The 24,281-nt window shown below is 32.6% G+C and carries 25 protein-coding genes and 1 riboswitch; of the genes, 5 read left to right on the plus strand and 20 right to left on the minus strand.

Annotation, left to right across the window (positions count from 1 at the left end; all coding sequences use genetic code 11):
• Nucleotide 1: 1 nt before the first annotated feature.
• From hisF to COE53_RS16740, 9 genes are all read right to left on the minus strand, one after another.
• Nucleotides 2-760 (minus strand): imidazole glycerol phosphate synthase subunit HisF, encoded by a 759-nt coding sequence (gene hisF / locus COE53_RS16705; RefSeq protein ID WP_098948431.1) that lies wholly within the window; start codon nt 758-760, stop codon nt 2-4.
• Nucleotides 730-1,461: a 1-(5-phosphoribosyl)-5-[(5-phosphoribosylamino)methylideneamino]imidazole-4-carboxamide isomerase gene (gene hisA / locus COE53_RS16710; RefSeq protein WP_069034461.1), complete on the minus strand. Its 732-nt coding sequence runs from the start codon at nt 1,459-1,461 to the stop codon at nt 730-732. The genes hisF and hisA overlap by 31 nt, the downstream gene beginning before the upstream one ends.
• Nucleotides 1,439-2,062 (minus strand): imidazole glycerol phosphate synthase subunit HisH, encoded by a 624-nt coding sequence (gene hisH / locus COE53_RS16715; RefSeq protein ID WP_069034462.1) that lies wholly within the window; start codon nt 2,060-2,062, stop codon nt 1,439-1,441. The genes hisA and hisH overlap by 23 nt, the downstream gene beginning before the upstream one ends.
• On the minus strand, nt 2,063-2,641 hold the full coding sequence (gene hisB / locus COE53_RS16720) for an imidazoleglycerol-phosphate dehydratase HisB (protein WP_091022181.1): 579 nt from the start codon (nt 2,639-2,641) through the stop codon (nt 2,063-2,065).
• Nucleotides 2,638-3,924 carry a histidinol dehydrogenase gene (hisD, locus tag COE53_RS16725; RefSeq protein ID WP_217493005.1) on the minus strand — a complete coding sequence of 429 codons (1,287 nt, stop codon included), beginning with the start codon at nt 3,922-3,924 and terminating at the stop codon, nt 2,638-2,640. Before hisD ends, hisB begins: the two co-directional genes overlap by 4 nt.
• On the minus strand, nt 3,905-4,552 hold the full coding sequence (hisG, locus tag COE53_RS16730; RefSeq protein ID WP_069034464.1) for an ATP phosphoribosyltransferase: 648 nt from the start codon (nt 4,550-4,552) through the stop codon (nt 3,905-3,907). The genes hisD and hisG overlap by 20 nt, the downstream gene beginning before the upstream one ends.
• A complete protein-coding gene (locus COE53_RS16735) occupies nt 4,549-5,466 on the minus strand; it encodes an ATP phosphoribosyltransferase regulatory subunit (RefSeq protein WP_069034465.1) in 918 nt (305 codons plus the stop codon). The genes hisG and COE53_RS16735 overlap by 4 nt, the downstream gene beginning before the upstream one ends.
• Nucleotides 5,467-5,850: 384 nt before the next feature.
• Nucleotides 5,851-6,027 carry a hypothetical protein gene (locus COE53_RS24060; protein ID WP_175403510.1) on the minus strand — a complete coding sequence of 59 codons (177 nt, stop codon included), beginning with the start codon at nt 6,025-6,027 and terminating at the stop codon, nt 5,851-5,853.
• A 183-nt stretch (nt 6,028-6,210) separates the two neighbouring features.
• Nucleotides 6,211-6,897, minus strand: a complete 687-nt coding sequence (locus COE53_RS16740; RefSeq protein ID WP_069034466.1) for an ArsR/SmtB family transcription factor — start codon at nt 6,895-6,897, stop codon at nt 6,211-6,213.
• A 99-nt stretch (nt 6,898-6,996) separates the two neighbouring features.
• On the opposite strand from COE53_RS16740, the gene COE53_RS16745 reads away from it, so the two are divergent.
• Nucleotides 6,997-7,608, plus strand: coding sequence for a flavin reductase family protein (locus COE53_RS16745; RefSeq protein ID WP_098948432.1), 612 nt, complete (start codon nt 6,997-6,999; stop codon nt 7,606-7,608).
• A 130-nt stretch (nt 7,609-7,738) separates the two neighbouring features.
• Here the strand turns inward: COE53_RS16745 and COE53_RS16750 are convergent, their stop codons facing one another.
• The 7 genes from COE53_RS16750 to COE53_RS16780 all read right to left on the minus strand — a co-directional run bounded on the left by COE53_RS16750 (nt 7,739) and on the right by COE53_RS16780 (nt 14,026).
• The gene (locus tag COE53_RS16750) at nt 7,739-8,026 is read right to left on the minus strand and encodes a hypothetical protein (protein WP_098948433.1); all 288 of its coding nucleotides are present in this window, start codon (nt 8,024-8,026) and stop codon (nt 7,739-7,741) included.
• A gap of 285 nt (nt 8,027-8,311) precedes the next feature.
• Nucleotides 8,312-9,394, minus strand: coding sequence for a histidinol-phosphate transaminase (gene hisC / locus COE53_RS16755; RefSeq protein WP_098948434.1), 1,083 nt, complete (start codon nt 9,392-9,394; stop codon nt 8,312-8,314).
• Between the two features lie 174 nt (nt 9,395-9,568).
• Nucleotides 9,569-10,720, minus strand: a complete 1,152-nt coding sequence (locus COE53_RS16760; RefSeq protein ID WP_098948435.1) for a homogentisate 1,2-dioxygenase — start codon at nt 10,718-10,720, stop codon at nt 9,569-9,571.
• Between the two features lie 10 nt (nt 10,721-10,730).
• Nucleotides 10,731-11,627, minus strand: a complete 897-nt coding sequence (locus COE53_RS16765) for a fumarylacetoacetate hydrolase family protein (protein WP_098948436.1) — start codon at nt 11,625-11,627, stop codon at nt 10,731-10,733.
• 4 nt (nt 11,628-11,631) lie between these two features.
• Nucleotides 11,632-12,243 carry a flavin reductase family protein gene (locus tag COE53_RS16770; RefSeq protein ID WP_069034472.1) on the minus strand — a complete coding sequence of 204 codons (612 nt, stop codon included), beginning with the start codon at nt 12,241-12,243 and terminating at the stop codon, nt 11,632-11,634.
• 12 nt (nt 12,244-12,255) lie between these two features.
• Nucleotides 12,256-13,371 carry a 4-hydroxyphenylpyruvate dioxygenase gene (gene hppD, locus COE53_RS16775; protein WP_069034473.1) on the minus strand — a complete coding sequence of 372 codons (1,116 nt, stop codon included), beginning with the start codon at nt 13,369-13,371 and terminating at the stop codon, nt 12,256-12,258.
• 334 nt (nt 13,372-13,705) lie between these two features.
• Nucleotides 13,706-14,026 carry a winged helix-turn-helix transcriptional regulator gene (locus tag COE53_RS16780; protein WP_098948437.1) on the minus strand — a complete coding sequence of 107 codons (321 nt, stop codon included), beginning with the start codon at nt 14,024-14,026 and terminating at the stop codon, nt 13,706-13,708.
• Between the two features lie 337 nt (nt 14,027-14,363).
• On the opposite strand from COE53_RS16780, the gene COE53_RS16785 reads away from it, so the two are divergent.
• Both COE53_RS16785 and COE53_RS16790 read left to right on the plus strand, forming a co-directional pair.
• Nucleotides 14,364-14,900, plus strand: coding sequence for a flavodoxin family protein (locus COE53_RS16785; RefSeq protein WP_069034475.1), 537 nt, complete (start codon nt 14,364-14,366; stop codon nt 14,898-14,900).
• 23 nt (nt 14,901-14,923) lie between these two features.
• On the plus strand, nt 14,924-16,081 hold the full coding sequence (locus COE53_RS16790; protein ID WP_069034476.1) for an iron-containing alcohol dehydrogenase: 1,158 nt from the start codon (nt 14,924-14,926) through the stop codon (nt 16,079-16,081).
• A gap of 420 nt (nt 16,082-16,501) precedes the next feature.
• Here COE53_RS16790 and COE53_RS16795 read toward each other — a convergent pair whose 3' ends face one another.
• A complete protein-coding gene (locus COE53_RS16795) occupies nt 16,502-17,455 on the minus strand; it encodes a carbohydrate kinase family protein (protein WP_069034477.1) in 954 nt (317 codons plus the stop codon).
• 184 nt (nt 17,456-17,639) lie between these two features.
• A riboswitch (PreQ1 riboswitch) is annotated at nt 17,640-17,684 on the plus strand.
• 5 nt (nt 17,685-17,689) lie between these two features.
• Here COE53_RS16795 and COE53_RS16800 point away from each other — a divergent pair.
• On the plus strand, nt 17,690-18,175 hold the full coding sequence (locus COE53_RS16800) for a QueT transporter family protein (protein ID WP_069034478.1): 486 nt from the start codon (nt 17,690-17,692) through the stop codon (nt 18,173-18,175).
• Between the two features lie 48 nt (nt 18,176-18,223).
• Here the strand turns inward: COE53_RS16800 and COE53_RS16805 are convergent, their stop codons facing one another.
• On the minus strand, nt 18,224-18,601 hold the full coding sequence (locus tag COE53_RS16805; protein ID WP_069034479.1) for a VOC family protein: 378 nt from the start codon (nt 18,599-18,601) through the stop codon (nt 18,224-18,226).
• A gap of 184 nt (nt 18,602-18,785) precedes the next feature.
• On the opposite strand from COE53_RS16805, the gene COE53_RS16810 reads away from it, so the two are divergent.
• Complete coding sequence (locus COE53_RS16810) at nt 18,786-19,451, plus strand: O-methyltransferase (protein WP_098948438.1); 666 nt, start codon at nt 18,786-18,788, stop codon at nt 19,449-19,451.
• A gap of 83 nt (nt 19,452-19,534) precedes the next feature.
• Here the strand turns inward: COE53_RS16810 and mutL are convergent, their stop codons facing one another.
• Both mutL and mutS read right to left on the minus strand, forming a co-directional pair.
• Nucleotides 19,535-21,478 (minus strand): DNA mismatch repair endonuclease MutL, encoded by a 1,944-nt coding sequence (mutL, locus tag COE53_RS16815; protein ID WP_098948439.1) that lies wholly within the window; start codon nt 21,476-21,478, stop codon nt 19,535-19,537.
• Between the two features lie 112 nt (nt 21,479-21,590).
• A complete protein-coding gene (gene mutS / locus COE53_RS16820; RefSeq protein ID WP_098948440.1) occupies nt 21,591-24,233 on the minus strand; it encodes a DNA mismatch repair protein MutS in 2,643 nt (880 codons plus the stop codon).
• Nucleotides 24,234-24,281 lie beyond the last annotated feature (48 nt).

Here is a 24,281-nt window from a genome sequence, read left to right on the forward strand (position 1 = left end):
CCTATAGTCGAACTGGAATATTTTTTTCATTTAAGTAGTCTTTTAATTCACTAATTTTGATTTCTCCAAAATGGAATACTGAAGCAGCTAAAACTCCATCGACATTTGCATATTCAATCGCATCGTAAAAGTGTTCTACTTTTCCTGCGCCACCAGATGCAATAACCGGAACATTAATTGCATTTGTAATTTTTTGCAGCAATCGGATATCAAACCCTCTTTTCATACCATCTTCATCAATACTATTTAAGACAATTTCACCCGCTCCAAGCTCCACACCTTTCTTTGCCCAATCAATCGCTTCCCATTCAGTCTCTTTCCGACCACCATTTATAAACACTTTATAATTGCCATCTTTATTTAACTTTGCATCAATTGAAAGCACGACACATTGCGATCCAAAACGATCTGATGCCTCTTTAATTAAATTCGGATTTAAAATTGCTGCAGAATTAATTGAAACTTTATCGGCTCCATTTCTTAATAGTTTCGTAAAATCATCAATCGAACGTACTCCACCTCCAACACTGAAAGGAATACGCAATTCCTTCGCTACTTCTGAAACAAATTTCAATGATATATCTCTTTCTTCATTTGAGGCCGTAATATCATAAAATACTAACTCGTCAGCACCATTATCACTATAATATTTTCCTAGTTTCGTAGGTGAGTCAACATCTTGAATACTTGAAAACTGTTTTCCTTTTACGACTCGTCCATTACGAACGTCTAAGCACGGTATAATTCTTCTTGCAAGCATTTAAGTGCCTCCTCAACTGTAAATTTCCCTTCATATAATGCTTTTCCAGAAATCGCACCATAAATATTTAACGTGCGAAGTGATTTCAGATCATTGATTGAGCTCACTCCACCTGAAGCAATGATTTTTAAATTCGTTTCTTCAGCTAATTTTTTATATGCTTCTAAATTAGGCCCACTTAACATGCCATCCTTTGATATATCAGTGTATACGACTGTTTTCACACCGAGTAGCTCTAGCTGTTTACAAAATTCATAGCTATCTTGATTTGTCGACTCTTCCCATCCATTTATGGCTACAAAACCGTTTTTTGCATCTACTCCTACAATGATTCGATCACCGTATTTTAAAACAGCTTGTTCTAAAAGTTGTCTATTATTAATTGCAGCTGTACCCAAAATTACTTTTTCTACACCTAATTCTAACCAGAACGAAATCGAATCAAGTGATCTGATTCCTCCACCTAACTGAATGTTTAAATTCGTATTTTGAACGATTTCTTTTATAATTGAAGCATTTTTCCGTTCTCCAGTCCTTGCTCCATCTAAATCAACGACATGTAAAACTTTTGCACCAGCTTTTTCAAAGTCTAACGCAACTTCAAGTGGTGAATTCTTATAAATTACTTTCTTATTAAAGTCTCCTTGCTCAAGGCGAACGCAATTACCGTCCTTTAAATCAATTGCTGGATATAGAATCATATAAACACATCTCCTTAAATGCTTTTAATAAATTCAGACCTGTTTCTGCACTTTTTTCAGGGTGAAATTGCATTCCGTAAATATTATTGGATTGAATAATTGCTGGAATCTTTACCCCGTAATCGGAATAAGCTAAAAGCTCATCATTTGTTGAACTAATATAAAATGAGTGTACAAAATAGACATAATCACCTTCATTTACATATTTTAATAATGATTCCTGTTTCGTAAAATTTAGCTTATTCCAGCCCATATGTGGAACTTTTACGATGTCAGGTATACGTTTTACTTGACCTTTAATTAAGCCAAGCCCAATTGCTCCGAAGTTTTCTTCACTAAATTCATATAGTAATTGCATTCCAAGACAAATTCCTAAAATTGGAGTACCACTTTTTGCCTTAGACTTTATACAATCAACTAAACCAAGTCGATTTAATTCATTCATCGCTGCTTCATATGCCCCAACACCTGGTAGAATAATAGAAGAAGCTTCCTCAATCACTTCAATTTCATTCGTAATGACTACCGGAAAATCAATTTCTTCACAAGCTCTTTTTAATGAATCTAAATTACCTACACCATAATCAATAATAATATTCACTTATAACATTCCTTTCGTGGAAGGTAATTTAGTCGAAGTTATTTCAACCGCTTGTTTAACCGCTCTGCCAAATGCTTTAAATAAAGCTTCAATTTTGTGATGATCATTTTCTCCATATAAAACTTCCATATGACAATTCATTCTAGCTTCAGAGCTTAATGATTTAAAAAATTCTTTAAAATTCTGTGTATCAATCATTCCTATTCGTTCTCTTACCGTTCGATCATTGTAAACAAGATATGGTCTACCACTAAAATCTACGACCACTCTTGCTAACGTTTCATCCATTGGAATGTAGCATGAACCGTAACGATTAATGCCAATTTTTTCGTCTAACGCAATTAATAAGGCTTTACCTAATGCGATACCAACATCTTCTGTTGTGTGATGATCATCTACTTCAAGATCACCCTCACAAAATACTTCCAAGCTTATTCCGCTATGGAATGAAAATAACGTTAACATATGATCTAAAAAACCAATTCCAGTTTGAATATTACTTTCTCCATCACCATCTAAATTTAAATTTAAACGAATATTTGTTTCATTTGTTTTTCTTGTTATCATTGCAGTTCTCACTTTGAATCCTCCTCAAATCGAATACTAATTGCTTTACCGTGACCATATAGTCCTTCTTCCTCTGCGATCAATTCAATATGTTTTCTTGCTTCGCTTAAGGCAACTTTATTGTAATAAACAACGGATGTTTTCTTACTAAAGTCATTTACATTTAATGGCGAGGTAAATCTTGCAGTTCCGCTAGTCGGTAATGTATGATTTGTTCCCGCAAAGTAATCACCAACAGGCTCTGGAGTATAGTCTCCTAAAAAAATAGCACCTGCATTTTTAACTTTATGAACGATCGACTCTGGATTTTTTATCATTAGTTCAAGATGTTCAGGCGCTAACTTATTAACAAGCTCAATTCCTTCCTCGATTGTTTTAACGACGATAATAGCTCCATAATTTTCGAATGAGCTTTTAATAATTTCTTTTCTTGGTTGTTCTTCTAATAAGTTTGGTATTTCTTGCTGTATTTTTTGTGCAAACTCTTCTGTATTCGTAATAACAATACTAGATGCCATTTCATCATGCTCCGCCTGTGCCATTAAGTCAGCAGCAATAAATCTCGGATTGGCAGTTTCATCTGCTAATATGACAACCTCTGTTGGACCTGCAACCATATCAATTCCTACGATGCCTGAAACACTTTTCTTAGCGAGCGCCACATAAATATTGCCAGGGCCAACTATTTTATCTACTTTTTCAATTGTTTCAGTTCCATAAGCCAATGCCCCAATTGCTTGCGCTCCACCAATTTTCAACACTTTTGTAACACCAGCTAATTTCGCAGCGACTAGAATAGAAGGCTTAATTTTTCCTTCTTTATTTGGTGGCGTTACAATGACAATTTCATTCACGCCTGCTATTTTTGCAGGAATCACATTCATTAAAACTGTTGATGGGTACGCCGCTTTTCCACCTGGGATATACACACCAACTCTTTCAATTGGATTAATTATTTGTTGAACATATGAATTTTTTTCATTTATTTTATAGCCGTCTTGAAGTTGCTTTTCATGATATGTCTCTATATTTTTCTTAGCTTCAATTAATGCATTTACTAAGTTTTCATCAGTTTGTTCTAGAGCCTCATTAAATTCATCTTCACTAACTTCAAAGCTTTTTAGTTTGACCTCATCATAAATTAAAGAATACCTGCGAACAGCTTCATCACCATTTTCTTTCACATTTAATAAAATCTTTTCCACACTTTTTGTGATCTCAACAGTAGGTAAATTCGTTCGGTTTATAATACTTTCAAGTTTTTCACTTTTATGATTAATCGATAAAATTTCCAGCATATATATCCCTACCCTTCTTTATTTTTTCTATAAAATCAGTAATACGGAAATAGTTAAATCGATAACTAACACGATTTGAAATCACTCTGGCGCTAATTGGAATCATTTCTTCTAAGATGACTAATCCGTTTGCCTTTAAAGTACTTCCTGTTTCTACTAAATCAACAATAATATCGGACATTCCTACAATTGGTGCTAATTCAACAGAACCGTTTAAATAAATAAGTTCAATATTTTGCCTAAACTGAAAATACTTCGAAGTGATATTTGGATATTTTGTCGCAACTCTTAACGTTTCATCACCTCGATCAATTAACGTTCCTGGAAAACCCGCTGCTGCAAAAATGCATTTTCCAAGTTCTAGATCCATCAACTCGTATACATCTTTCTCTTGTTCTAGCAGAATGTCTTTTCCTACAAAACCAAGATCGCAAACTCCTCGTTCAACATATGTAGCGACATCCACTGGTTTCACTACTAAATATTTAATTTTATTTAATTCATCTTCAAAGATTAGTTTTCTAGTTTTAGAATCAATTACTTTTCGGTAACCAGACTGACTTAATATTTTAATAACCTCATCTTCAAGTCTTCCTTTTGCAACTGCAACTGTTAGCCAACTCACTTTACATCCCTCATTTGACATGTTATCCAAGCATTTGTATCAATCGAAAATCCGATTGCATCAATGCTGTTTTCCGAATCTTCAGACACCAGAAGATAGCGTCCTCCACTTAAAACCTCTTTATTTAACTGATCGTAATACCCTTTAAAAACGATTCCGTCATAATAATCAAATTCATTTACGATTGATAAATCGAGAAGAATATTTGGACTAATTTCTTGAAATTTAATTACCTTTTCAACAGCATTTTCCATTTCATTATTTAATACTAAACTTCTAAGTAATGAATGAAGTTTTTCCCCTTTACCTTGTAAACTAAATAACTGTTCAAAAACATTTCTGGCTTGAAGGGGTAAATTAATTGACTGAATAAATCGTTCTAATTCATCTATGTTTTTTAAATAAATTAGCTTTTTCAATTTGTTTTTTTGCGACTCGCTTAAATTACATTCTTTGAAAAGTCCTTCGATAAATCCTGTATGCCCGATTTCTAAAATAAAAGGAACATTGCTTAATAAATCAATTGCCATAATAACTACTTCTATTTCAGATGCTTCAGAAATTTGCCCTAAATTTTCGATACCAAATTGATTAATTTCCTCAAGCTCTACCCCATTATTTCGATAGATTGTTGATTGATAAAATACTTTACATTTCTCTTCCTTCAATGCGATTGGATAAATTTCTTTCATTAATGCACTTGTTAAATCAGGTCTTAACAATAAAATTTGCTGTAAACGTGTCAATACAACAACTAAGTCTTCTCTAGCTAATCTAGGGTTTCGACTCGAAAATGAATCATACTCTTCAAATAACTGAGGATGAAAAGGGATATATCCTCGCTCTAGTGCATAATCTTCCATTTTTCTTTTATATCGATAATTGACTAATGATTGCTTTAATTTCCCATCCAATTGAACATTCCCCCTTTTAGAAAAAACAAAAAGGCCATACAGGTTAAATGCCTGTATGGCCTTCTGGCACGACACAAGCACCTTTTTCGTAACACGAAGAGGGCTTGCATCTATGGTCAATTTTTGTCCATAGATTCAAACCCTGGGTGGATGATGATGTTGTAGCCCATTATTCGTGCGTGCGAAAAGCATGTTCATGTCTCCTTTTTCGTTTTATTTTTATTCATCTTAATGAATTTGATATAAGTTGTCAATCCCTTTTGAAAAATAAAAATTTTGAAAGGGTTTACATTAAGATTTTTTAATTTTTCGAATCTATTAAACTAAAATAAGTGTTTTATTCTTATAACAAATATCTTATATAGTATAACTAATGCAAAAACCTTACTTAGTAAAGAGATAATAAATAACGTAAAACCAACTAAAAAACCCGTGAATTATTGCCCAAAGAACTGATTTATGAATACTCCAAGATATTGTAATGGCTAAAGCCGAACCGAAAGTAATAACACTTTTTGAACCAACTGGAACATTATGTCTTTTTTCTGACCTTTCTTTCATACCTCAATCCCCATTTCCACTAAAGCTATATTTGTTAATATTTATTCTTCAGTGAAAAGTTTATTCTCTTCAAGTATTAGTATCAGTAATTTTAACGCAATATACCTGTCAGTTGTTGTACTACTTATGTATGCATTATTAGGGCAACTAGCTTTTTCTAGTTGATTTTAGTAAATAAGTACTTTAAATATCAAAAGAAAATATTTCTTTAAAACCTTTTTTTCCTTCAAAAGTTATTTTTATGGCTCTTGTTTTTGGCATACGTTGAATCCAATTTAGTTCTAAAAATCTTTCTAGAAGAGCATTTCCCAATGCTCCACCAAGGTGATATCGTCTTTCACTCCAATCTAAACATTTATGTGAAAATGATCGACGTTTCTTCTTAATTTTTTCAAGATCGATTTGAAAATCAGTAAAGAATCTCTCTCCTATTTCTGTTACAATAAATCCTTGTTTTTCTTCGTTTATGACTCCCAAATTAATTAAAGAATCAGTTAATAGTACCCCAAACTTTCCTGCAGGATGATCGTAACACGTTCTTGCAAAGCGTATTGCTGAATTTTCCGAAGCTTGTTTTAAAGACCTAATTTCAATTGGCGGAGCTATTGATAATAATGTCTCCATTATTTGAGCAACCTCCTGATTTCGAATACCGTAGTAACGATGTCTTCCTTGTTTTTCTACATTAAGTAATTTCGCATCGACCAATTTTGCTAAATGGAAACTAGCCGTTTGTGGTTTTATTCCAGCCATATATGCCAGTTCGCTAGCAGGATGAAATCGACCATCTAAAAGGACGGTTAATATTGCAGCACGTGAAGTTTCACTTACAAGCGTAGCAACCACTGCCACATTTGGATTTGCATTCATTTTAAATCTCCTCCCATTATGTAATCCATATTTCGATGATAATTGAACTATTTATATTCTACAATATATTTGAAATACATAATTATTAGGAGGAAAAAAATGAATCATTTTACAAATACAAAGTTGATTAGACCTAAAATTCTATATTATGGAACACCCGTAATTTTACTAAATACATTGAATGAGGATGGGACAGTTAATATTAGCCCGATGTCCTCTTCATGGGCTTTAGGAGATTGCATAATATTAGGAATTGGACTTGGCGGGAAAGCAATTGAAAATTTACAGCGACATCCTGAATGTGTAATCAATGTACCTAGCCCTTTATTATGGGAGAATGTTGAATTTTTAGCCCCTTTTACGGGAAAAAATCCCGTTCCTGATACTAAGAAAAATATAGGATTTTCATATAAAAAAGAAAAATACAATATTAGTAAATTAACCGCTACAGAGTCACAAACCGTAAAACCTACACGAATAGCAGAATGCCCAATTCAAATCGAGGCAATTGTAAAGCACATTCGTATCCCTGAACATTCACCTGATTTTGCAATTGTTGAGACACATGTTTTACATGTACATGCTCAAAATGAAATCATCATTGAAGAAAATCATATTGATCCAAATAAATGGAGTCCACTAATATACAATTTCCGTCATTATTTCGGTCTCGGAAATCAGTTAGGTAAAACTTTTCGTTCGGAAATATAGTAAAAAACTAAAATATAAAGTTAGATTCCAACTTGTAAGGAATCTGACTTTTATATTTTAGAAGGAAAAACAGGTAAAAAAGAATTAATTTTTGTACCTCAACAATCACAAGCTGAGGTACAATTCTTCACTAACTCGCAACCATTTTTAAAGCATCAACATATTGTTTTGCTTCTAATAATGAAAGACCTAAAAGACTTCTAACTTCTCTAATTGCTTGAATTTCTTTTCCTTCTTGTAAAAGTTTACGTATATCATTATTAATTGGATGTTCTGGGACTTCTACTACTTTAGCAATCTGATCTAAAGTAATCTTTATATTTTTCATTCGATTCTCTAGTTTGTTAAGTTTATCAATAACCGTTGTAAAAAGTACAAAAACTATGACTAACACTAATCCAAGTAACGTAAATTCCACGCTAATCACCCTATCTATTTATATATTTTTAACATTATTGAATATCATTATATTTTTTTTCAAAGAGTTCTAATGGCATAGTGAACTTAGTTGTTTTTCACTCTTCCAATAAATGATAATTTCTACTTGATTCCCTTTCTTCTCAACTTCTAGTAAAGCATTCCCCCCTTTATCTCTTATTGAGACGAAACGAGTAAATATACTACTTCAAGTATACGTAAATTTTAGTTATATAAAGATAAAACAAAAAATCGTCATTTCTATAAATGACGATTTTCCAATTAATTAGATTGTAGAAGTATTTTTCGTTAATGCTGGCTTTAAATGTAAGATTAGTCCTTCATTTTCAGCAGCAGTTCCGATTGTAATTCGAATTCCATTAGGGAATGCACGGATAATGTATCCTTTTGATTCTAGATCTTTAAAGATTTCTTGGCTATTTTCAAGTGAAACAAATATAAAGTTTGCTTGAGATGGGTAGTATTCGATTCCATAACTGTTGAAAAACTCTTCGTATTGTTCCATGCCTTTTTTATTTTGTTCAACACAGTTTTTAATAAAGACTTGGTCTTCAAGTGCTGCTATTGCTGCAACTTGAGATAACATTGAAGTGTTGAATGGTAGTCTAGCGATATTTAATTCTTGAATTAATTTGCTATTTCCGATTCCGTAACCGATTCGGAATGATGCTAGGCCGTATGCTTTTGAAAATGTTCTTAATACGATTAGATTGTCAAATTTATTTAGTAATGAGATTGTATCAGGGAAATCTGATGCTGATACATATTCAACGTAAGCTTCGTCAACAACTACAAAAGTAGTGCTTGGTACTTTTTCTAAAAACTCGACTAATTTGCGGCTACCAATATATGTACCTGTTGGGTTATTTGGATTACAAATCCAAACTATTTTAGTATTCGCATCAACTTGTGCAAGCATAGAATCTAAATCGTGTACACCTTTAACTAAAGGAACAGGTCTTACTTCAGCACCTTCAATAACTGCGTGATGAGCATATTGTGAAAATGTTTGAGATGCTTGTACAATATTATGTTCTTTCGTTAACAACGCTCGACTAATCATTTGAATAACTTCGTCAGCACCACTTCCGAATATTAATTGATCTGGCTGTATATTTAGGAAATTTGCTAGTTTCTTACTAATTTCTTCTGTTGCTCCATCTGGATAAATCGCAAACTTACTTACTACATTACGTAGTTCTTCAAAAACTTTAGGAGAACATCCGAATGGATTTTCATTTGATGCAAGTTTTACTACTTTGTCTAGACCATATTCACGCATGACTACTTCACTTGGTTTTCCTGGTGTGTATGCTTGAAGCGTCAAAATTTGTGGTTTCACGTACATGCTTATTTCTCCTTTTATTCAAAGTTTTGTATAATGTTGTCAGTTTATCATATTATTAAGCTGTTAATCTAGTACTATTTTTAAGAATATTTCAAATTATCTAGTTCCATAATGCCTGGGTTTTCTTGTACATAGCTTGTTTCAAATTCAAATAAAAAGTAGAATCAAAAGACTCTACTTTTCAATCCAACTACCCATATAAGCCGGATCTTCATATTGATGTGCTTCTTTTACTACGTAAAGTGGTCTAAATGTATCAATCATAACTGCTAGTTCTAATGTTTCTTTCTTTCCAATACTTCCCTCAGTTTTACCTGGATGTGGTCCATGTGGAATACCTGATGGATGTAATGTAATAGACTCTTGTTCGATTCCTTTTCTACTCATAAAGTTTCCTTCTACATAGTAAAGGACTTCATCACTGTTTACATTACTGTGTACATAAGGTGCCGGAATTGCTTCGGGATGGTAATCATACATCCTTGGTACAAATGAGCACACTACAAAATTATGTCCTTCGAATGTTTGATGTACTGGTGGTGGCTGATGAATTCTTCCTGTAATCGGTTCGAAATCTTCAATATTAAATGCCCATGGATATAAATACCCATCCCAACCTACTACATCAAATGGATGATGTGTTAAAACATGTTTATAAAGGTTTCCTCTTGCTCTAGTTAGGACAGTGAATTCACCTTTTTGATCATATGTCTCAAGCGATTCTGGTCCTCTAAAATCACGTTCGCAAAATGGACTATGCTCAAGCATTTGGCCATATTCATTGCGATAACGTCTTGGCGTTGTTAATTGGCTATTTGACTCAACAATTAAAAACTTCGTATCATCATTTGGAACTACTTTGTAAATTGTTCCAATAGGGATCATGATATAATCCCCTTTACGGTAAGTAATTGTTCCAAACATTGTTTGGATTTCACCTGAACCGTAATGGACGAAGAACATTTCATCTCCTTCACCATTTCGATAAAAATGTTTGCTTTCTTCCGTTACGTTTGCAACTGCAATTAACAGATCAGAATTACCTAAAACGTATACTCTTCCTTCTAATGCATCACCTGTACGCTCTAAATTGTTTGTACGAATATGGCGGTGCTGTAGGGATGTCTGTTCTTCAAATTCGATTTGAAGTGATTTATAAAATGATGTTTCACTAACTGATGTAGGCATATTGTTATGATATAAAATAGATTGAGTACCTGAAAATCCTTTTGTACCCATTACCTGCTCTCTGTATAATGACCCATCTTCTTTACGAAATTGAATATGTCTTTTCTTTGGAATCTTACCTAGACTACGATAATACACAAGCTTCCCCTCACTTTCTTACGGTATTTCGTAATGTACCTAAACCTGTAATGCTTAACTCCACGACGTCTCCATCTTCTAACCAGCGATGTTTTTCTTCACCAAGCTCTAAGATACAGCCTGTTCCAACAGTTCCGGAGCCAATCACATCACCTGGATATAACGTTACATTTTTTGAAGCATGAGAAATTAATTCTGGAACGGAATAATAAATTGAAGAAAAATTGCCACTAGAAATGACTTTTCCATTAACTGCAGCTGTCATCTTCAAATCGTAGCTTTTACCTGTTCTAAATTTCTCAATTTCATCTTTTGTTACAATGCAAGGTCCTAAAGAAGTAGCAAAATCCTTACCCTTAGATGGACCTAAGCCAACCTTTACTTCGTGTGCTTGAATATCTCTAGCACTCCAGTCATTCAAAATTGTATAGCCAAGAATATAATCATCGGCTTCTTCAACTGGGATATCTTTACCTTCTTTACCGATAATACAAGCGATTTCTAATTCAAAATCCATCTTTTTGCAATTAGTTGGAATACTGACATGATCTTCAGGTCCAATTACCGCTCGATGATTCGTAAAATAGAAAACTGGTACGTCATACCACTCAGGTATCATCTCTAGACCTCTTCTGCCGCGAGCAGTTTTCACATGCTCTTCAAAGGCATAAAAGTCACGAATACTCTGTGGTTTTGGTAATGGTGCTCGCAATTGAACGGAAGAAAGTGGAATACCTTCTCCTGTTATTTCTGCTATTTCATTTTTATATAAATCATAGTTTTCTAGAATTGTTAGTAAATCCGCTGGAATTCTGCCATTACTAGCTTTATTAAGATCCATTACTTGATCTTCAACTAATAATCCTGCACGCTCATTACCATCATATTGAAAAGTTATAAATTTCATACCTTCACCTTTTTCTTTCAATTGCAAAAGTATCAGAAATAGCACGAGTATAAGAATGGCCAGCAAGGCGACCAACTGGATTTAGCTTTTCAGTATTGATTTTGCCATCTGCATATAATTCATCATTTATATGAACATTAACGACTTTACCAATTACTAAACTTCCAGCACCTTTGTTCTCACCAAAATGTAGTAGCTCATGAAGCTCACATTCTAGTCCTACTAAACTTTCTTTTACTCGAGGAACTTGCACAGTTGTCCCATCAACTTTTGTAAGACCAACTTGTTCAAATTCATCTACTCCATACGGAAAATCTGCAGCAGCATTATTAACTTGTTCGCAAATTTCTTCACTTACAATATTAATAATAAATCGTTTCGTCTGTTCAATATTTTTTAATGTGTCTTTTTTCTCGCCGTCTGTACCTCTAATCATTGGTGCAAAGCACACTAACATCGGGTCAGCACAAATCGCTGTAAAGAAACTAAAAGGTGCAACATTCGCTACACCTTCTGAGTTTACAGTTGAAACAAAAGCAATCGGACGAGGCAACACTGAACCAATTAACAGCTTATAAGCATCTTGCCATGGTAAAGTATCCGGTCTAATTTCCATTGTTACAACTCCTTATAGATTTCCTCGAAGTTCTTGCTCGCGCTCGATTGATTCGAATAATGCTTTAAAGTTACCATCACCGAAACCTCTAGCACCTTTACGTTGAATAATTTCAATAAATAAAGTTGGACGGTCAACGATTGGACGAGTGAAGATTTGTAATAAATACCCTTCATCATCACGGTCAACTAAAATCTTTAATTCTCTTAATTTCTCAATATCTTCATCAATTTTTCCAACGCGCTCTGTTAACATATCATAGTAAGTATCTGGTGTTTTTAAGAATTCCACACCTAGAGCTCTAAGTTTAGTAACTGTATCAACAATATCTTCAGTTAATAAAGCAATATGTTGTACGCCTGGTCCATTGTTATAATCTAAGTACTCTTGAATTTGTGATTTCTTTTTACCTTCAGCTGGTTCATTAATTGGGAATTTAATTCTGCTTCCATTTGTCATAACTTTTGACATTAATGCAGAATACTCCGTACTAATATCGTCATCATCAAAATGGATCATTGATTGGAATCCCATTACATTTTCATAATAAGAAACCCATTCTTCCATTCTTTCAACGTTACCAACTACGTGGTCTAATGCGATTAATCCAGTTTCATTTACTGGAATTGTGAAAGCGCGATCTTTATATCCTGGTAAGAAAGGACCATTGTAGTCGCCTTTTTCGATTAATGTGTGAATTGTATCACCATAAGTTCCGATTACAGCTTTTTTAACTGTTCCGTATTCATCGCTAACTTCAGTTGGAGGTAAAATTTTAATTGCTCCACGGCTTACTGCACCTTGATATGCTGCTTCGATATCATCTACTAATAAAGCGATATCTTTAACACCATCACCATGTTTTTTAATGAAGTCAGCAATTTTAGAATCTTCTTTTAAAGTTCCAGTAATAACTAGACGAATAGTACCATTTTTTAATACGTAAGAAACTTTATCACGTACTTTTGTTTCTAAGCCAGAGTATGCTACTGGTGTAAATCCAAAAGTGTTTGCGAAGAAATAAGCTGTTTGTTTCGCGTTCCCTACATATAGTTCTAAATGATGTACATCTGATACTGGAAAAACATCATAGCTAGTATTTGTTTGTTTTAATTCATCTTGTTTCATTTTAATTTCCCCCTATAAATTACGAATTTTGTAAAGAAAAGAAAAAACTATGTAAGAGCGTAAAGTAAACGCTTACAAAACAAATAAACCGCATAAAAAAAATTCTTAACAAGGATGACAATTCGCCAAGAATACCATTTAGAAATATATGGGAATTTCCCTAACGAACACACAACCTTTACTACTATATTAATGTAATCATCGTTTTATGAATCGATTTTACACTTATATAGTAGTCTCTAAGATAAATATTTCTACACTTCTTTTTAAATTCCTTCAAAAAATTTTTAATTTAATAAATTTTTTGTCGTTTCTTAATTTTATAACGATAGTATTAATTCCTTTTGCTTTTCTTTATATGATTTCCACCCCATGTACATAAGAGATCCAAAATTGGTTTCATTGATTTACCGTATTCATTTAATTCGTATTCCACTTTTGGTGGAATTTGATCATATGCAATACGATTAATTAGTCCATCCGTTTCTAACTCTCTTAATTGCTGTGTTAACATTTTTTGAGTTATTTTAGGCATCAGTTTTCTAAGTTCATTCGTTCTTTTTTTACCAGTTTCTAAATGGCAAAGTATGATACATTTCCACTTACCACCTATTACCTCAATCGCCGCTTCAATCGGCATATTATATTCTTTCATATATCCTCCATCATTGCTAAATACTATTTAATTAAAAATAAAGTTATTTTACTCAACTTTTTTAGTACTAATGAAAACTTCAAAATCATCATATATTGTGGATATTATAACTATTGTCCTATCAATGATTTTGCAGTCAACAGTAAATGTTCATAAAATATAGCATACAAATAATTTATAGTTCAACTATTTATCAGTTATAAAATAACCGAACTTAGTTCCATAGACTTAGATTTCCCAAAAAGTTTTATAGGCACTTTTTAGTACGTACTTTATTTTAAGATCGTTATCATTCATAATTACAATCATAATTTATTCAAAAAGGAGTGGAAACAATATGTTTATCATTCATGGTAGTTCTAGGGAAAACGGAAATACAGAGCAGCTAACAAATTTCATTACAAAAGATGTTGCCAAGACGGAAGTACAATTACGTCATAAACAGATAAAGGCAATTAACGACCAAAGACACGAGCCAAATGGCTTCCAACCAATTGATGATGATTACGAGGAAATTGTAAAAGAAATGCTCGAGCATGATACGATTATTTTTTCAACACCTTTATATTGGTATGGTATGAGTGGATACATGAAAAACTTTATTGATCGTTGGTCTCAAAGTCTTCGTAATAAAGATCTACAATTCGCTGAAAAAATGAAAAACAAAAAAATCTATGTCGTAATTGTTGGTGGAGATCAGCCTAAAATTAAAGCTCTACCATTAATTTTACAATTTAAGCATATTTTCGAATTTGTTGGAGCTACACTTGAAGGATATATTATTGGAACAGGAAATTCACCTGGAGCAATATTAGAAGATCAATTAGCCATTCAACAAGCCGAATTGCTAAACACAACATTAAAAAATAAGTAAGTACAACTAGAAGGAGCAAGACCTTGATTCCATTTTTACAACATAACCCAACTAAATTATGGTTTGGGAAAAATCAAATTGAACAATTAGCAAATGAAGTACAAAATTATAATCGTATCCTGATCGTTTATGGTGGCGGCAGTATTAAAAAAAATGGCGTATATGATGACGTAATGAACCAATTAAGTGATAAAACGATTTTTGAACTTTCTGGAGTTGAACCAAATCCGAGACTAACAACGGTGAATAAAGGTATTCAAATCTGTAGGGATGAAAAAATTGATTTTATTTTAGCTGTAGGCGGCGGCAGTGTAATCGACTGTGTTAAAGCTATTGCAATTGGCGTTCCATATGAAGGAGATGTGTGGGATGTTATTACAAGAAAATCTAGGCCGACAAGTGCAACTCCTTTTGGTACTGTTTTAACATTAGCTGCAACCGGTTCAGAAATGAACTGCACATCAGTTATATCAAATATGGCAGTAAATGAAAAAAGAGGATGGAGTAACCCACTCGTTTTTCCTAAATTTTCAATTTTAGACCCTTCTTATACATTCTCGGTACCACTAGATCAAACAATTTACGGAATTGTTGACATTATGTCACATGCATTAGAGCAATATTTCCACCGTGTTAGCAATACACCTATGATTGATCGCTTTATCGAAAGTTTATTAATTACTGTAATCGAAGCTGGTGGAAAACTTGTTAAGGATTTAGAAAACTATGAATTACGCGAAACAATTATGTATGCTGGAACAACAGCCTTTAATGATACGTTATTAAATGGTACAGATGGTGGCGACTGGGCATCACATCAAATTGAACATGCGGTATCTGCCATTTACGATATTCCACATGGCGGTGGGTTAGCGATCATATTCCCTAACTGGCTAAGTCACTGTTTAGACTATGATCCAAGCAGAATTAAAATGCTAGCAACAAATGTTTTTGGAATTTCTGAAGAAGGAAAAACAACGAAGCAAGTTGCAGAAGAAGGGATCCAAGCACTAAGAAGTTTTTGGAACTCAATCGGTGCACCAAACCGTTTAGCAGATTATCAAATTGACGACTCACGTTTAGACGAATTAGTAGAAAAATCATTTGTAAAACCAGTAGTTGGTGGTTATAAAATTTTGGATAAAGAAAGTGCGAGAGATATTTTAGTTCGTTCTCTTTGATGATGGAAAGAACCTTGCATTAAGCTAGGTTCTTTTTACTGTATGTATGAATTGCTCTGAACCATCACCCTTTCGGATCGATTATTGAGTTTTTTGATTAATATCTGCTGTTTGTATATTTTTTGGGGGATAATTGTTGGCTTATTTGCAGTTATATTGGTTTTATTTGTTGTTTTGCTTATTTTATTTGCTGTTTTACTAATTTTAATTGCTTTTTCATCATTTTTATTTGCAGATTCATTGATTTTAATTGCGATTTCACTTATTTTATTTGAAGTTCAAATTTATTTGCAGTTTCACAGACTTTATTTGTACCTATCCTTGATTTTAACGTCGAAAATCTATCTACTGCTTACCTAAATTTAATGGCATTTTTTCTAATTAAAAAACAAAAAAAAGAACCCAATAAAAGGTTCTCAATTAAAATTGCATTTCAATCCAATTAAGTTCATTAATATGGTGATCTACCACGTTACAACACATATTCGGGTTAATCGTATCGACATGTGAAATTGTAATAGATGACATCGAAACCGAATATTTAACTGTATCAACAATGCTCATATTATTCATATAGCCATATCCGATCCCAGCAACTAAAGCATCTCCCGCTCCTGTTACATTAACGACTGAAACGCCATCGGCTTGGATAATACCTTCTTCTATTCCATCATTATAATAAATTCCTTCTGCATCTAAACTAATAAAAACATTTGTTACACCTAATTCTCTAAAATATCTGCCAGCTCTTCGAACATCTTCCACAGAAGTAATTTCAAATCCACACAATACTTCAGCTTCATGTCGATTTGGTTTAATCGTATGAAAATATTGAATATAATCTTTTATTTTTGAAGCTTTTGACGCAGAAACTGGATCTAAAATAAATTTTGTTTCATTATGGAAATTTGTTAATAAATAAGCTAAAATACTTGGATTGTCCGCGTCAACCACCATATATTCAGCATTTCGAATAACTTCTGCTTTGGAGTCTATAAACTCCTCTGTAAAATTGTTTGTGATATCTAAATCTACTACCGCAGAGACCATTTCTCCGCTTTCATTTAAAATGGCTAAATATGTTGGAGTAGATTCTCCTTTAATAATTAATGTGTCTTCCATATCTATGTTCATATTTTTTGCGTGATTTAACATATTGATTCCATTGATATCATCACCAATGACTGAAATAAACTTTGTATTTAAGTTGATCTTTGCCATATTTTCTGCAATATTACGGCAAACACCACCAAACGATACTTTTACACTGCCTGGATTTGAATCATATGGACGATAATTTTTTTTCGTAAATCCGATAATATCACATATCGAAACACCAAATACTAAAATATATGGATCATAAGGAATTGTCATTTTGTCAGTCCTTTCACTTTAAACTGAAAGAAAAATAAATTGTTTTGATTCACTAATTATACCAATATAATATATTCTTTATAAAGTATTTTTTTGAACTTATTTTCATAATTAATTTCTTTTTTATTATTGACTAAAATTATTTTTAAGTATAATATTTATTCTTACGTTTAAAAAATATATTTTTTACGTGGTTCGAAAACCTCCCACGAAAAAAAACTAAGGAGTAACAAAATGAAGTTAAAGACAATTACTGTTAATGGAGTATTTGCTGCACTTTATATTGCAGTTACGTACTTTATTCAACCATTCGGGTTTACGAATGTACAGTTTCGTGTATCCGAAATTTTTAACCACTTAGTCGTATTTAATAAAAAGTACATATATGGAGTAGTTTTAGGAGTTATATTAGCTAATTTTTTCTTTTCTCCAATAATGGCATATGATTTAGTCTTTGGTGTTGGCCAATCGATTATTTCGTTATTAATTACAATTGCCACGTCAAAATTTATAAAAGGTATTATACCGAGAATGATTGTTAACACGGTTGTCTTTACGATTACTATGTTCTTAATCGCAATCGAATTAAAACTAGCATTTCATTTACCTTTCCCAATAACTTATTTAACTACAGCCATTGGTGAATTTGTAGTGATGGTTGTTGGTATACCGATAATGTACTATTTAAATAAACGAGTAAAATTCGAACATCTAGTTTAAGTAAAAAGAGTTGTTTCTCTAAATAGAAACAACTCTTTTTATTATGTATTATTTGTCTTCTCTTAATAAATAATCATTACCATCTTGATCATAAAAATTAAACATTGAACCGTATGGCATTTTCATCAGGTCATCAACTTTTACGCCATTTTGTTTCATTTTTTCATAAGCAGACTCAATATCCGTTGTGCTAAAAAGTACAGATGGATGAGCTATTTTTTCTGGTTTAAATTGTTCCATCGAAGGTTTAGAGTAAAGAACTAAAGTAGTAAATTCACTTTCGCTTGGACCTACTTCAATCCATTTAGCGTCTGGTCCCATTGGCATTTCTAATTTTAGTACAAACCCCATTTTATTAATCCAAAAATCTTTTGCTTGCTCTTGATCTTCTACATAAACAGTAACTTTACCGATTTTATTAATCATATAAAAATCTCCTCTACTGGTTAATTTTACTACCAATCTATTTTAGCAAACACAAATATGTAAAACAAACCGATTAAGTATGAATTTTCACTTCGTGTATATGTCTTTTTTCCTGTAGAAGCATTTTTATAAAACAATACCATATACTTTTTTGAAAACAGTACTAAGTAAGGGGGAAGTAATCTTGCCTAATAACGTAATATGGAACGATGTTGATGAATATTTTGTAGAAAAACTAATTCCAAATGATCCTATATTAGAAAATGTATTACTTGCAAATTATCAAGCCGGTTTACCTAGTATAGATGTGTCTCCTACTCAAGGTAAATTACTTTATCTATTAGCAAAAATTAAAGGCGCTAAAAACATTTTAGAAATCGGTACTTTAGGTGGATATAGTAGTATTTGGTTAGCTCGTGCACTTCCTGAGGATGGCAAATTAACAACCTTAGAAATTAGCCATGAGCATGCAAAAGTTGCCAAACAAAATATCATAGAAGCAAAATTGCAAGAAAAAGTCGAGATTATTATCGGAAAAGCGTTAGATACTTTACCAACGCTAAAAGAATCAAAGCCTTTATTTGATTTCATATTTATCGATGCCGATAAACCAAATAATCCTCATTATTTAAAATGGGCATTAAAATTAGCAAGCTCTGGTGCATTAATTATTGTCGATAATGTTGTTCGAAACGGAGAGGTAATTTATGAAACGAGTCAAGATAAAAGTGTTAAAGGTGTTCGTGAGCTTTTGGATCTAATCACTACAGACTCTCGAATTGACACTACCGCTATTCAGACTGTTGGATTAAAAGGATATGATGGTTTTGTGATTGGAGTTGTTAAATAATTTATTAATTTTAAAAAAGGGGCGCCCATAGTTCAGTTAATCTGAATTATGAGACTGCCCTTTAAAAATTCAAACTTATTTTATTACATTACTCGCTTAAACATTTTCTCAAGCTCATACGAACTAAAATGGATAACGATTGGTCGACCGTGTGGACATGTAAATGGATTGCTTGATTTTCTCAACGATTCTAATAGATTAAAAATCTCATCGTTTGTTATATATTGATTTGCTTTTATTGACGCTTTACAGCTCATCATGATGGCTTTTTCTTCACGCAGTTTTTTTATATTAATCGTTCCGCGTTTTAATAGTTCTTGAATCATTTCATCAATTAATGTATCCTCTTGTCCTTCTGGAAACCAATTTGGATGTTCACGAATGACATAACTATTCGATCCAAACTTCTCGATAAATAGCCCAACTTCTTGGAGTTCATCTTGGTATTGGTCTAATAAAATAGCTTGCTCTGGTGAAACATCAAATGTAATTGGAATTAATAAAGTTTGCAGTTCTGATGCAACTTCCCCTATTTTTTCCTTAAAATATTCATAGTAAACACGTTCCTGTGCGGCATGTTGATCAATTAAATATAATCCTTTTTCATTTTGAGCAATAATATACGTTCCGTGCATTTGGCCGATTGGATATAAAGGGGGTAGTTGGTCTATGTTTTGCTCATCATATACTTCTTCGTTCACAATGACTGTTTCTTCTATATTTGATTGGTCGTCTTCACTTACAAAATTTGAATATCCTACGTCTTTATTCAATTCATGTTTTTCAAAATAAAGACTTTCATAATCGGTTGGGGTTGATGAATCAATTTGATTAATTGAATCGAATTCAGTTGAATTTTCTTCTTTTATTGTTTCATTCGTTTCATTGGAATAATTCGAATTAGTAGTAAAACGATCTTGAAGCGAGAATGGTAATTTCTTTTCTACATCTTCTTTTATAGAAGAATGTTCAAACGAAAATGTAGATTGTTCACTAAATATTTTTTCCTTTGGAACTGTTGACTTTATTTCTGGAATTAGGGAACGACCTCTAAAAACTTTTTTTATACTTTCAGTAATTAATGTAAATAATTGATCCTCTTTACTAAAACGAACTTCTTGTTTTGTTGGATGTACATTTACATCGACTAATTGAGGGTCCATTTTAATAAATAACGAAACGATTGGAAAACGGCCAATTGGTAGCAAAGTATGATAACCTTCACTAATTGATTTGTTTACACCATAGTGTTTTACATATCTTCCATTTACATATAGTGATATATAGTTTCTAGTTGCTCGTGTATATTCTGGCATAGATAAATAGCCTTCAATTTGAAAGTCTAATGACTCGCCTTTAAAATGAACCATGTTTTTTGCAATTTGTAGTCCGTATAATGATGCAAGGATTTGTCTTGCGTCGCCATTTCCATTACTACGGAACATTAATTTATCATTATGTTTCAAATCAAAAGCGATTTGTGGATTAGCTAATGCTAATCGATAGACAACGTCTGTTACATTACTTAATTCTGTTTGAACCGTTCTCATATATTTTAATCTAGCTGGTGTATTAAAAAATAAATTTGAAACTTCAATACTTGTCCCTTTTGATTTTGCAATTTCTTTTTGGGATTGCAATACGCCACCTTTTAAAATGGTTTCAATTCCAGGTCCGTCTTCGGTTGATGTTTTTACTGTAACATAACTTACAGACGCAATACTCGGTAATGCTTCACCTCGGAAACCTAATGTACGTATTCGAAATAAGTCATTTTCATCTTTTATTTTACTAGTTGCATGGCGCTCAAATGCAAGGATACTATCTTCCTTTGTCATCCCTTCGCCATTATCACTTACAAAAATTCGTGAGAGTCCACCGTCGTTAATTTCGACTGTAATACGTGTACTAATTGCATCAATTGCATTCTCAAGTAATTCCTTAACAACTGATGCAGGACGTTCTACAACTTCACCTGCGGCTATTTGATTGGCTAAAATCTCATCTAACTTCTGTATTTTTGACATTAGTGAACCTCCTCTCTAAATAAATGCATTAATCAATAAAAAAAGGTATAGTACATTAAGCTATTATCATAATTTTAACTATTAATTAAAAGAAAGGCCATTTGGCCTTCTTTTATTTTTTAACTTGCTTTTGAAGTTCATATAATAAATTAAATGCTTCCATAGGATTTAATTCTAGTATATTTATTCCTTTTAATTGATCAATGACAGGATGGTTTTTAACAACTTCTTTAACCACCGGTTGATGATCGTCAAATAAGCTTAACTGAGATTCAGCATCCTCTTTGTTGGTCGTTTGAACAATTTCTTTTTTCGGTACTTGAATAGTTACAATCTCTTTTTCTGTATTTTCAATTCCCTCTTTAACATAGGAATGACTATTTGATTCTAAATCATTTAATAATTCTTTTGCCCGACTGATTACATCTTTTGGAAGGTTTGCTAATTCGGCAACGTGGATACCATAGCTTTGATCCGCTGCGCCTTCAAAGATTTTATGAAGGAATAATACTTTTCCATCTTGCTCTTTTGCTGCAACGTGAATATTTTTCAAAAACTTAAGTTGATTAGCTAATACCGTCAATTCATGGTAGTGAGTAGAAAAAAGCGTTTTTGCTCCGATATGATCATGTATATATTCAATCATGGCTTGTGCTAAGGCCATTCCATCATATGTTGATGTTCCTCTACCAATTTCATCAAATAAAATTAAACTTTTTTCAGTTGCATTTGTGATTGCATAATTAGCTTCTAACATTTCGACCATAAATGTACTCTGTCCAGAAATTAAATCATCTGCTGCCCCAATTCTAGTAAATATTTGATCAAAAATAGGTAATTTCGCATATTCAGCAGGTACATAGCATCCAATTTGAGCCAATATACTTATTAGCGCAACTTGTTTCATATACGTACTTTTACCAGCCATGTTAGGTCCTGTAATTAAAAATTGATGAGTCTCAACATCGAAATTAGTATCATTCGGAATATATTCGGAACCTAGTAGTACCTTTTCAACTACTGGATGTCTTCCATTCTTCACGATATATTCTCTTTCCTCCGTGAATGCAGGTCTAACATATCCATTTTTTTCACTTACTACAGAAAAACTTTGTAAAACGTCAATTTGACTAATTACTTGTCCTAATGTTTGAAGTCTAGATAAATATTGTTTTACTTGTTCTCGAATTGAAATAAATAACTCATATTCCAAGCCAATCATTTTTTCTTCAGCTTCAAGAATCATTGTTTCTTTTTCTTTTAGTTCTTCAGTAATAAAGCGTTCTGCATTCGCTAATGTTTGTTTACGTTCATAACGACCTTCTGGTACTTGACTAATATTTGATCTAGTCACTTCGATAAAGTAGCCGAAGATTCGATTATAGCCAATTTTTAAGTTCTTAATCCCCGTAATTTCTCTTTCTCTTTGCTCTAATTCCATTAGCCAATTTTTACCGTTCTTACTAACGAATCGATATTCATCTAATGTTTTATGAAAGCCATCTTTTATAATGTTTCCTTCTTTAATTGATAAAGGCGCATCTTCTAAAATTGCATTCTCTAAAAGCATTTGAAGCTCTTCACACGGATCGATTTGATTAATTAATTCATCTATCGTTTCATGACTAATTGATTTTAAAGCATGAATAATTGAAGGTACCGTTTGAAGTGAACGTTTTAATTGTAATAAATCTCTTGCATTTACATTACCAAATGAGACTTTCCCAGCTAAGCGCTCTAAATCATATACATCTTTTAATAATTCCTTCAGGTCTTCACGGATAAAATAATTTTCCATTAACAATTCTACAATCGTCAAACGATGTTCAATCTGTTTAGTACTTACTAGTGGACGTTGAATCCATTTTTTTAGTAAACGTCCACCCATCGCCGTTTTCGTTTCATCTAATAACCAATTTAAAGAACCTTGTTTGTTTTTTGAACGTTGTGTTTCAACTAATTCAAGATTTCTCATCGAATACATGTCCATGTTTAAAAAATCATGTTGATGAATAACGACTATTTCTTGAAGATGAGAAAGTGTTCGTTTTTGTGTTCTCGATAAATAATTTAATAATCTTGCGGCAGTAGTTTTTAAACTAGTTTGATCAATTGATTTTACAACATTTTTAAACTCATCTGATAAATGAACATTTTCCTCAAATGAAACGGTAATTGAAAAACTTTTTTCTAGTGTTTGAATCGCTTTAGATGAAAAATCTTCATTTACAACAACTTCTTTAGTACCAGTTGCTGCGATTTTTAAAACTGCTTCTTCAATTGAACCACTAAGTAATAAAGCATTCCCCTCACCAGTCGTCAAATCAATCCAAGCTAAAGCATATGAACTTGGTGTTACTTCTGATAATGTTGAGATATAATGATTTTGCTTTTCATCAATCGATCTACCCTCCATTTGCGTCCCTGGAGTAATCAGTTGAACAACCTCTCTTCGAACTACTCCTTTTGCGACCGTTGGATCTTCAACTTGTTCACAAATAGCTACTTTATATCCTTTTTCAACTAATTGTTCTATATATCCAGCTGCAGAATGGAATGGTACTCCACACATTGGAATTCGTTCATCAGTTCCTCCTGCTCGACCGGTTAACGTAATTTCTAAAACTTGAGATGCCTTTATGGCATCCTCAAAAAACATTTCATAAAAATCACCAAGTCTAAAAAACAAAAATGCATCTTGGTAATTTTTCTTTATATTTAAATATTGCTCAATCATTGGCGTATAAGTTGCCATTTCTATCCTCTCCATCAAAAAACATTCTTCGCATATTATATCACATTT

Source organism: Bacillus sp. AFS029533 (assembly GCF_002585125.1).
Taxonomy (GTDB): domain Bacteria; phylum Bacillota; class Bacilli; order Bacillales; family Bacillaceae_G; genus Gottfriedia; species Gottfriedia luciferensis_B.

Coding starts and splice junctions, on each gene's coding strand:
- hisF (WP_098948431.1), bottom strand. CDS start 760: ATGCTTGCAAGAAGAATTATACCGTGCTTAGACGTTCGTAATGGACGA.
- hisA (WP_069034461.1), bottom strand. CDS start 1,461: ATGATTCTATATCCAGCAATTGATTTAAAGGACGGTAATTGCGTTCGC.
- COE53_RS24060 (WP_175403510.1), bottom strand. CDS start 6,027: ATGAAAGAAAGGTCAGAAAAAAGACATAATGTTCCAGTTGGTTCAAAA.
- COE53_RS16740 (WP_069034466.1), bottom strand. CDS start 6,897: ATGAATGCAAATCCAAATGTGGCAGTGGTTGCTACGCTTGTAAGTGAA.
- COE53_RS16745 (WP_098948432.1), top strand. CDS start 6,997: ATGAATCATTTTACAAATACAAAGTTGATTAGACCTAAAATTCTATAT.
- hisC (WP_098948434.1), bottom strand. CDS start 9,394: ATGTACGTGAAACCACAAATTTTGACGCTTCAAGCATACACACCAGGA.
- COE53_RS16765 (WP_098948436.1), bottom strand. CDS start 11,627: ATGAAATTTATAACTTTTCAATATGATGGTAATGAGCGTGCAGGATTA.
- COE53_RS16770 (WP_069034472.1), bottom strand. CDS start 12,243: ATGGAAATTAGACCGGATACTTTACCATGGCAAGATGCTTATAAGCTG.
- hppD (WP_069034473.1), bottom strand. CDS start 13,371: ATGAAACAAGATGAATTAAAACAAACAAATACTAGCTATGATGTTTTT.
- COE53_RS16780 (WP_098948437.1), bottom strand. CDS start 14,026: ATGAAAGAATATAATATGCCGATTGAAGCGGCGATTGAGGTAATAGGT.
- COE53_RS16785 (WP_069034475.1), top strand. CDS start 14,364: ATGTTTATCATTCATGGTAGTTCTAGGGAAAACGGAAATACAGAGCAG.
- COE53_RS16795 (WP_069034477.1), bottom strand. CDS start 17,455: ATGACAATTCCTTATGATCCATATATTTTAGTATTTGGTGTTTCGATA.
- COE53_RS16800 (WP_069034478.1), top strand. CDS start 17,690: ATGAAGTTAAAGACAATTACTGTTAATGGAGTATTTGCTGCACTTTAT.
- COE53_RS16805 (WP_069034479.1), bottom strand. CDS start 18,601: ATGATTAATAAAATCGGTAAAGTTACTGTTTATGTAGAAGATCAAGAG.
- mutL (WP_098948439.1), bottom strand. CDS start 21,478: ATGTCAAAAATACAGAAGTTAGATGAGATTTTAGCCAATCAAATAGCC.
- mutS (WP_098948440.1), bottom strand. CDS start 24,233: ATGGCAACTTATACGCCAATGATTGAGCAATATTTAAATATAAAGAAA.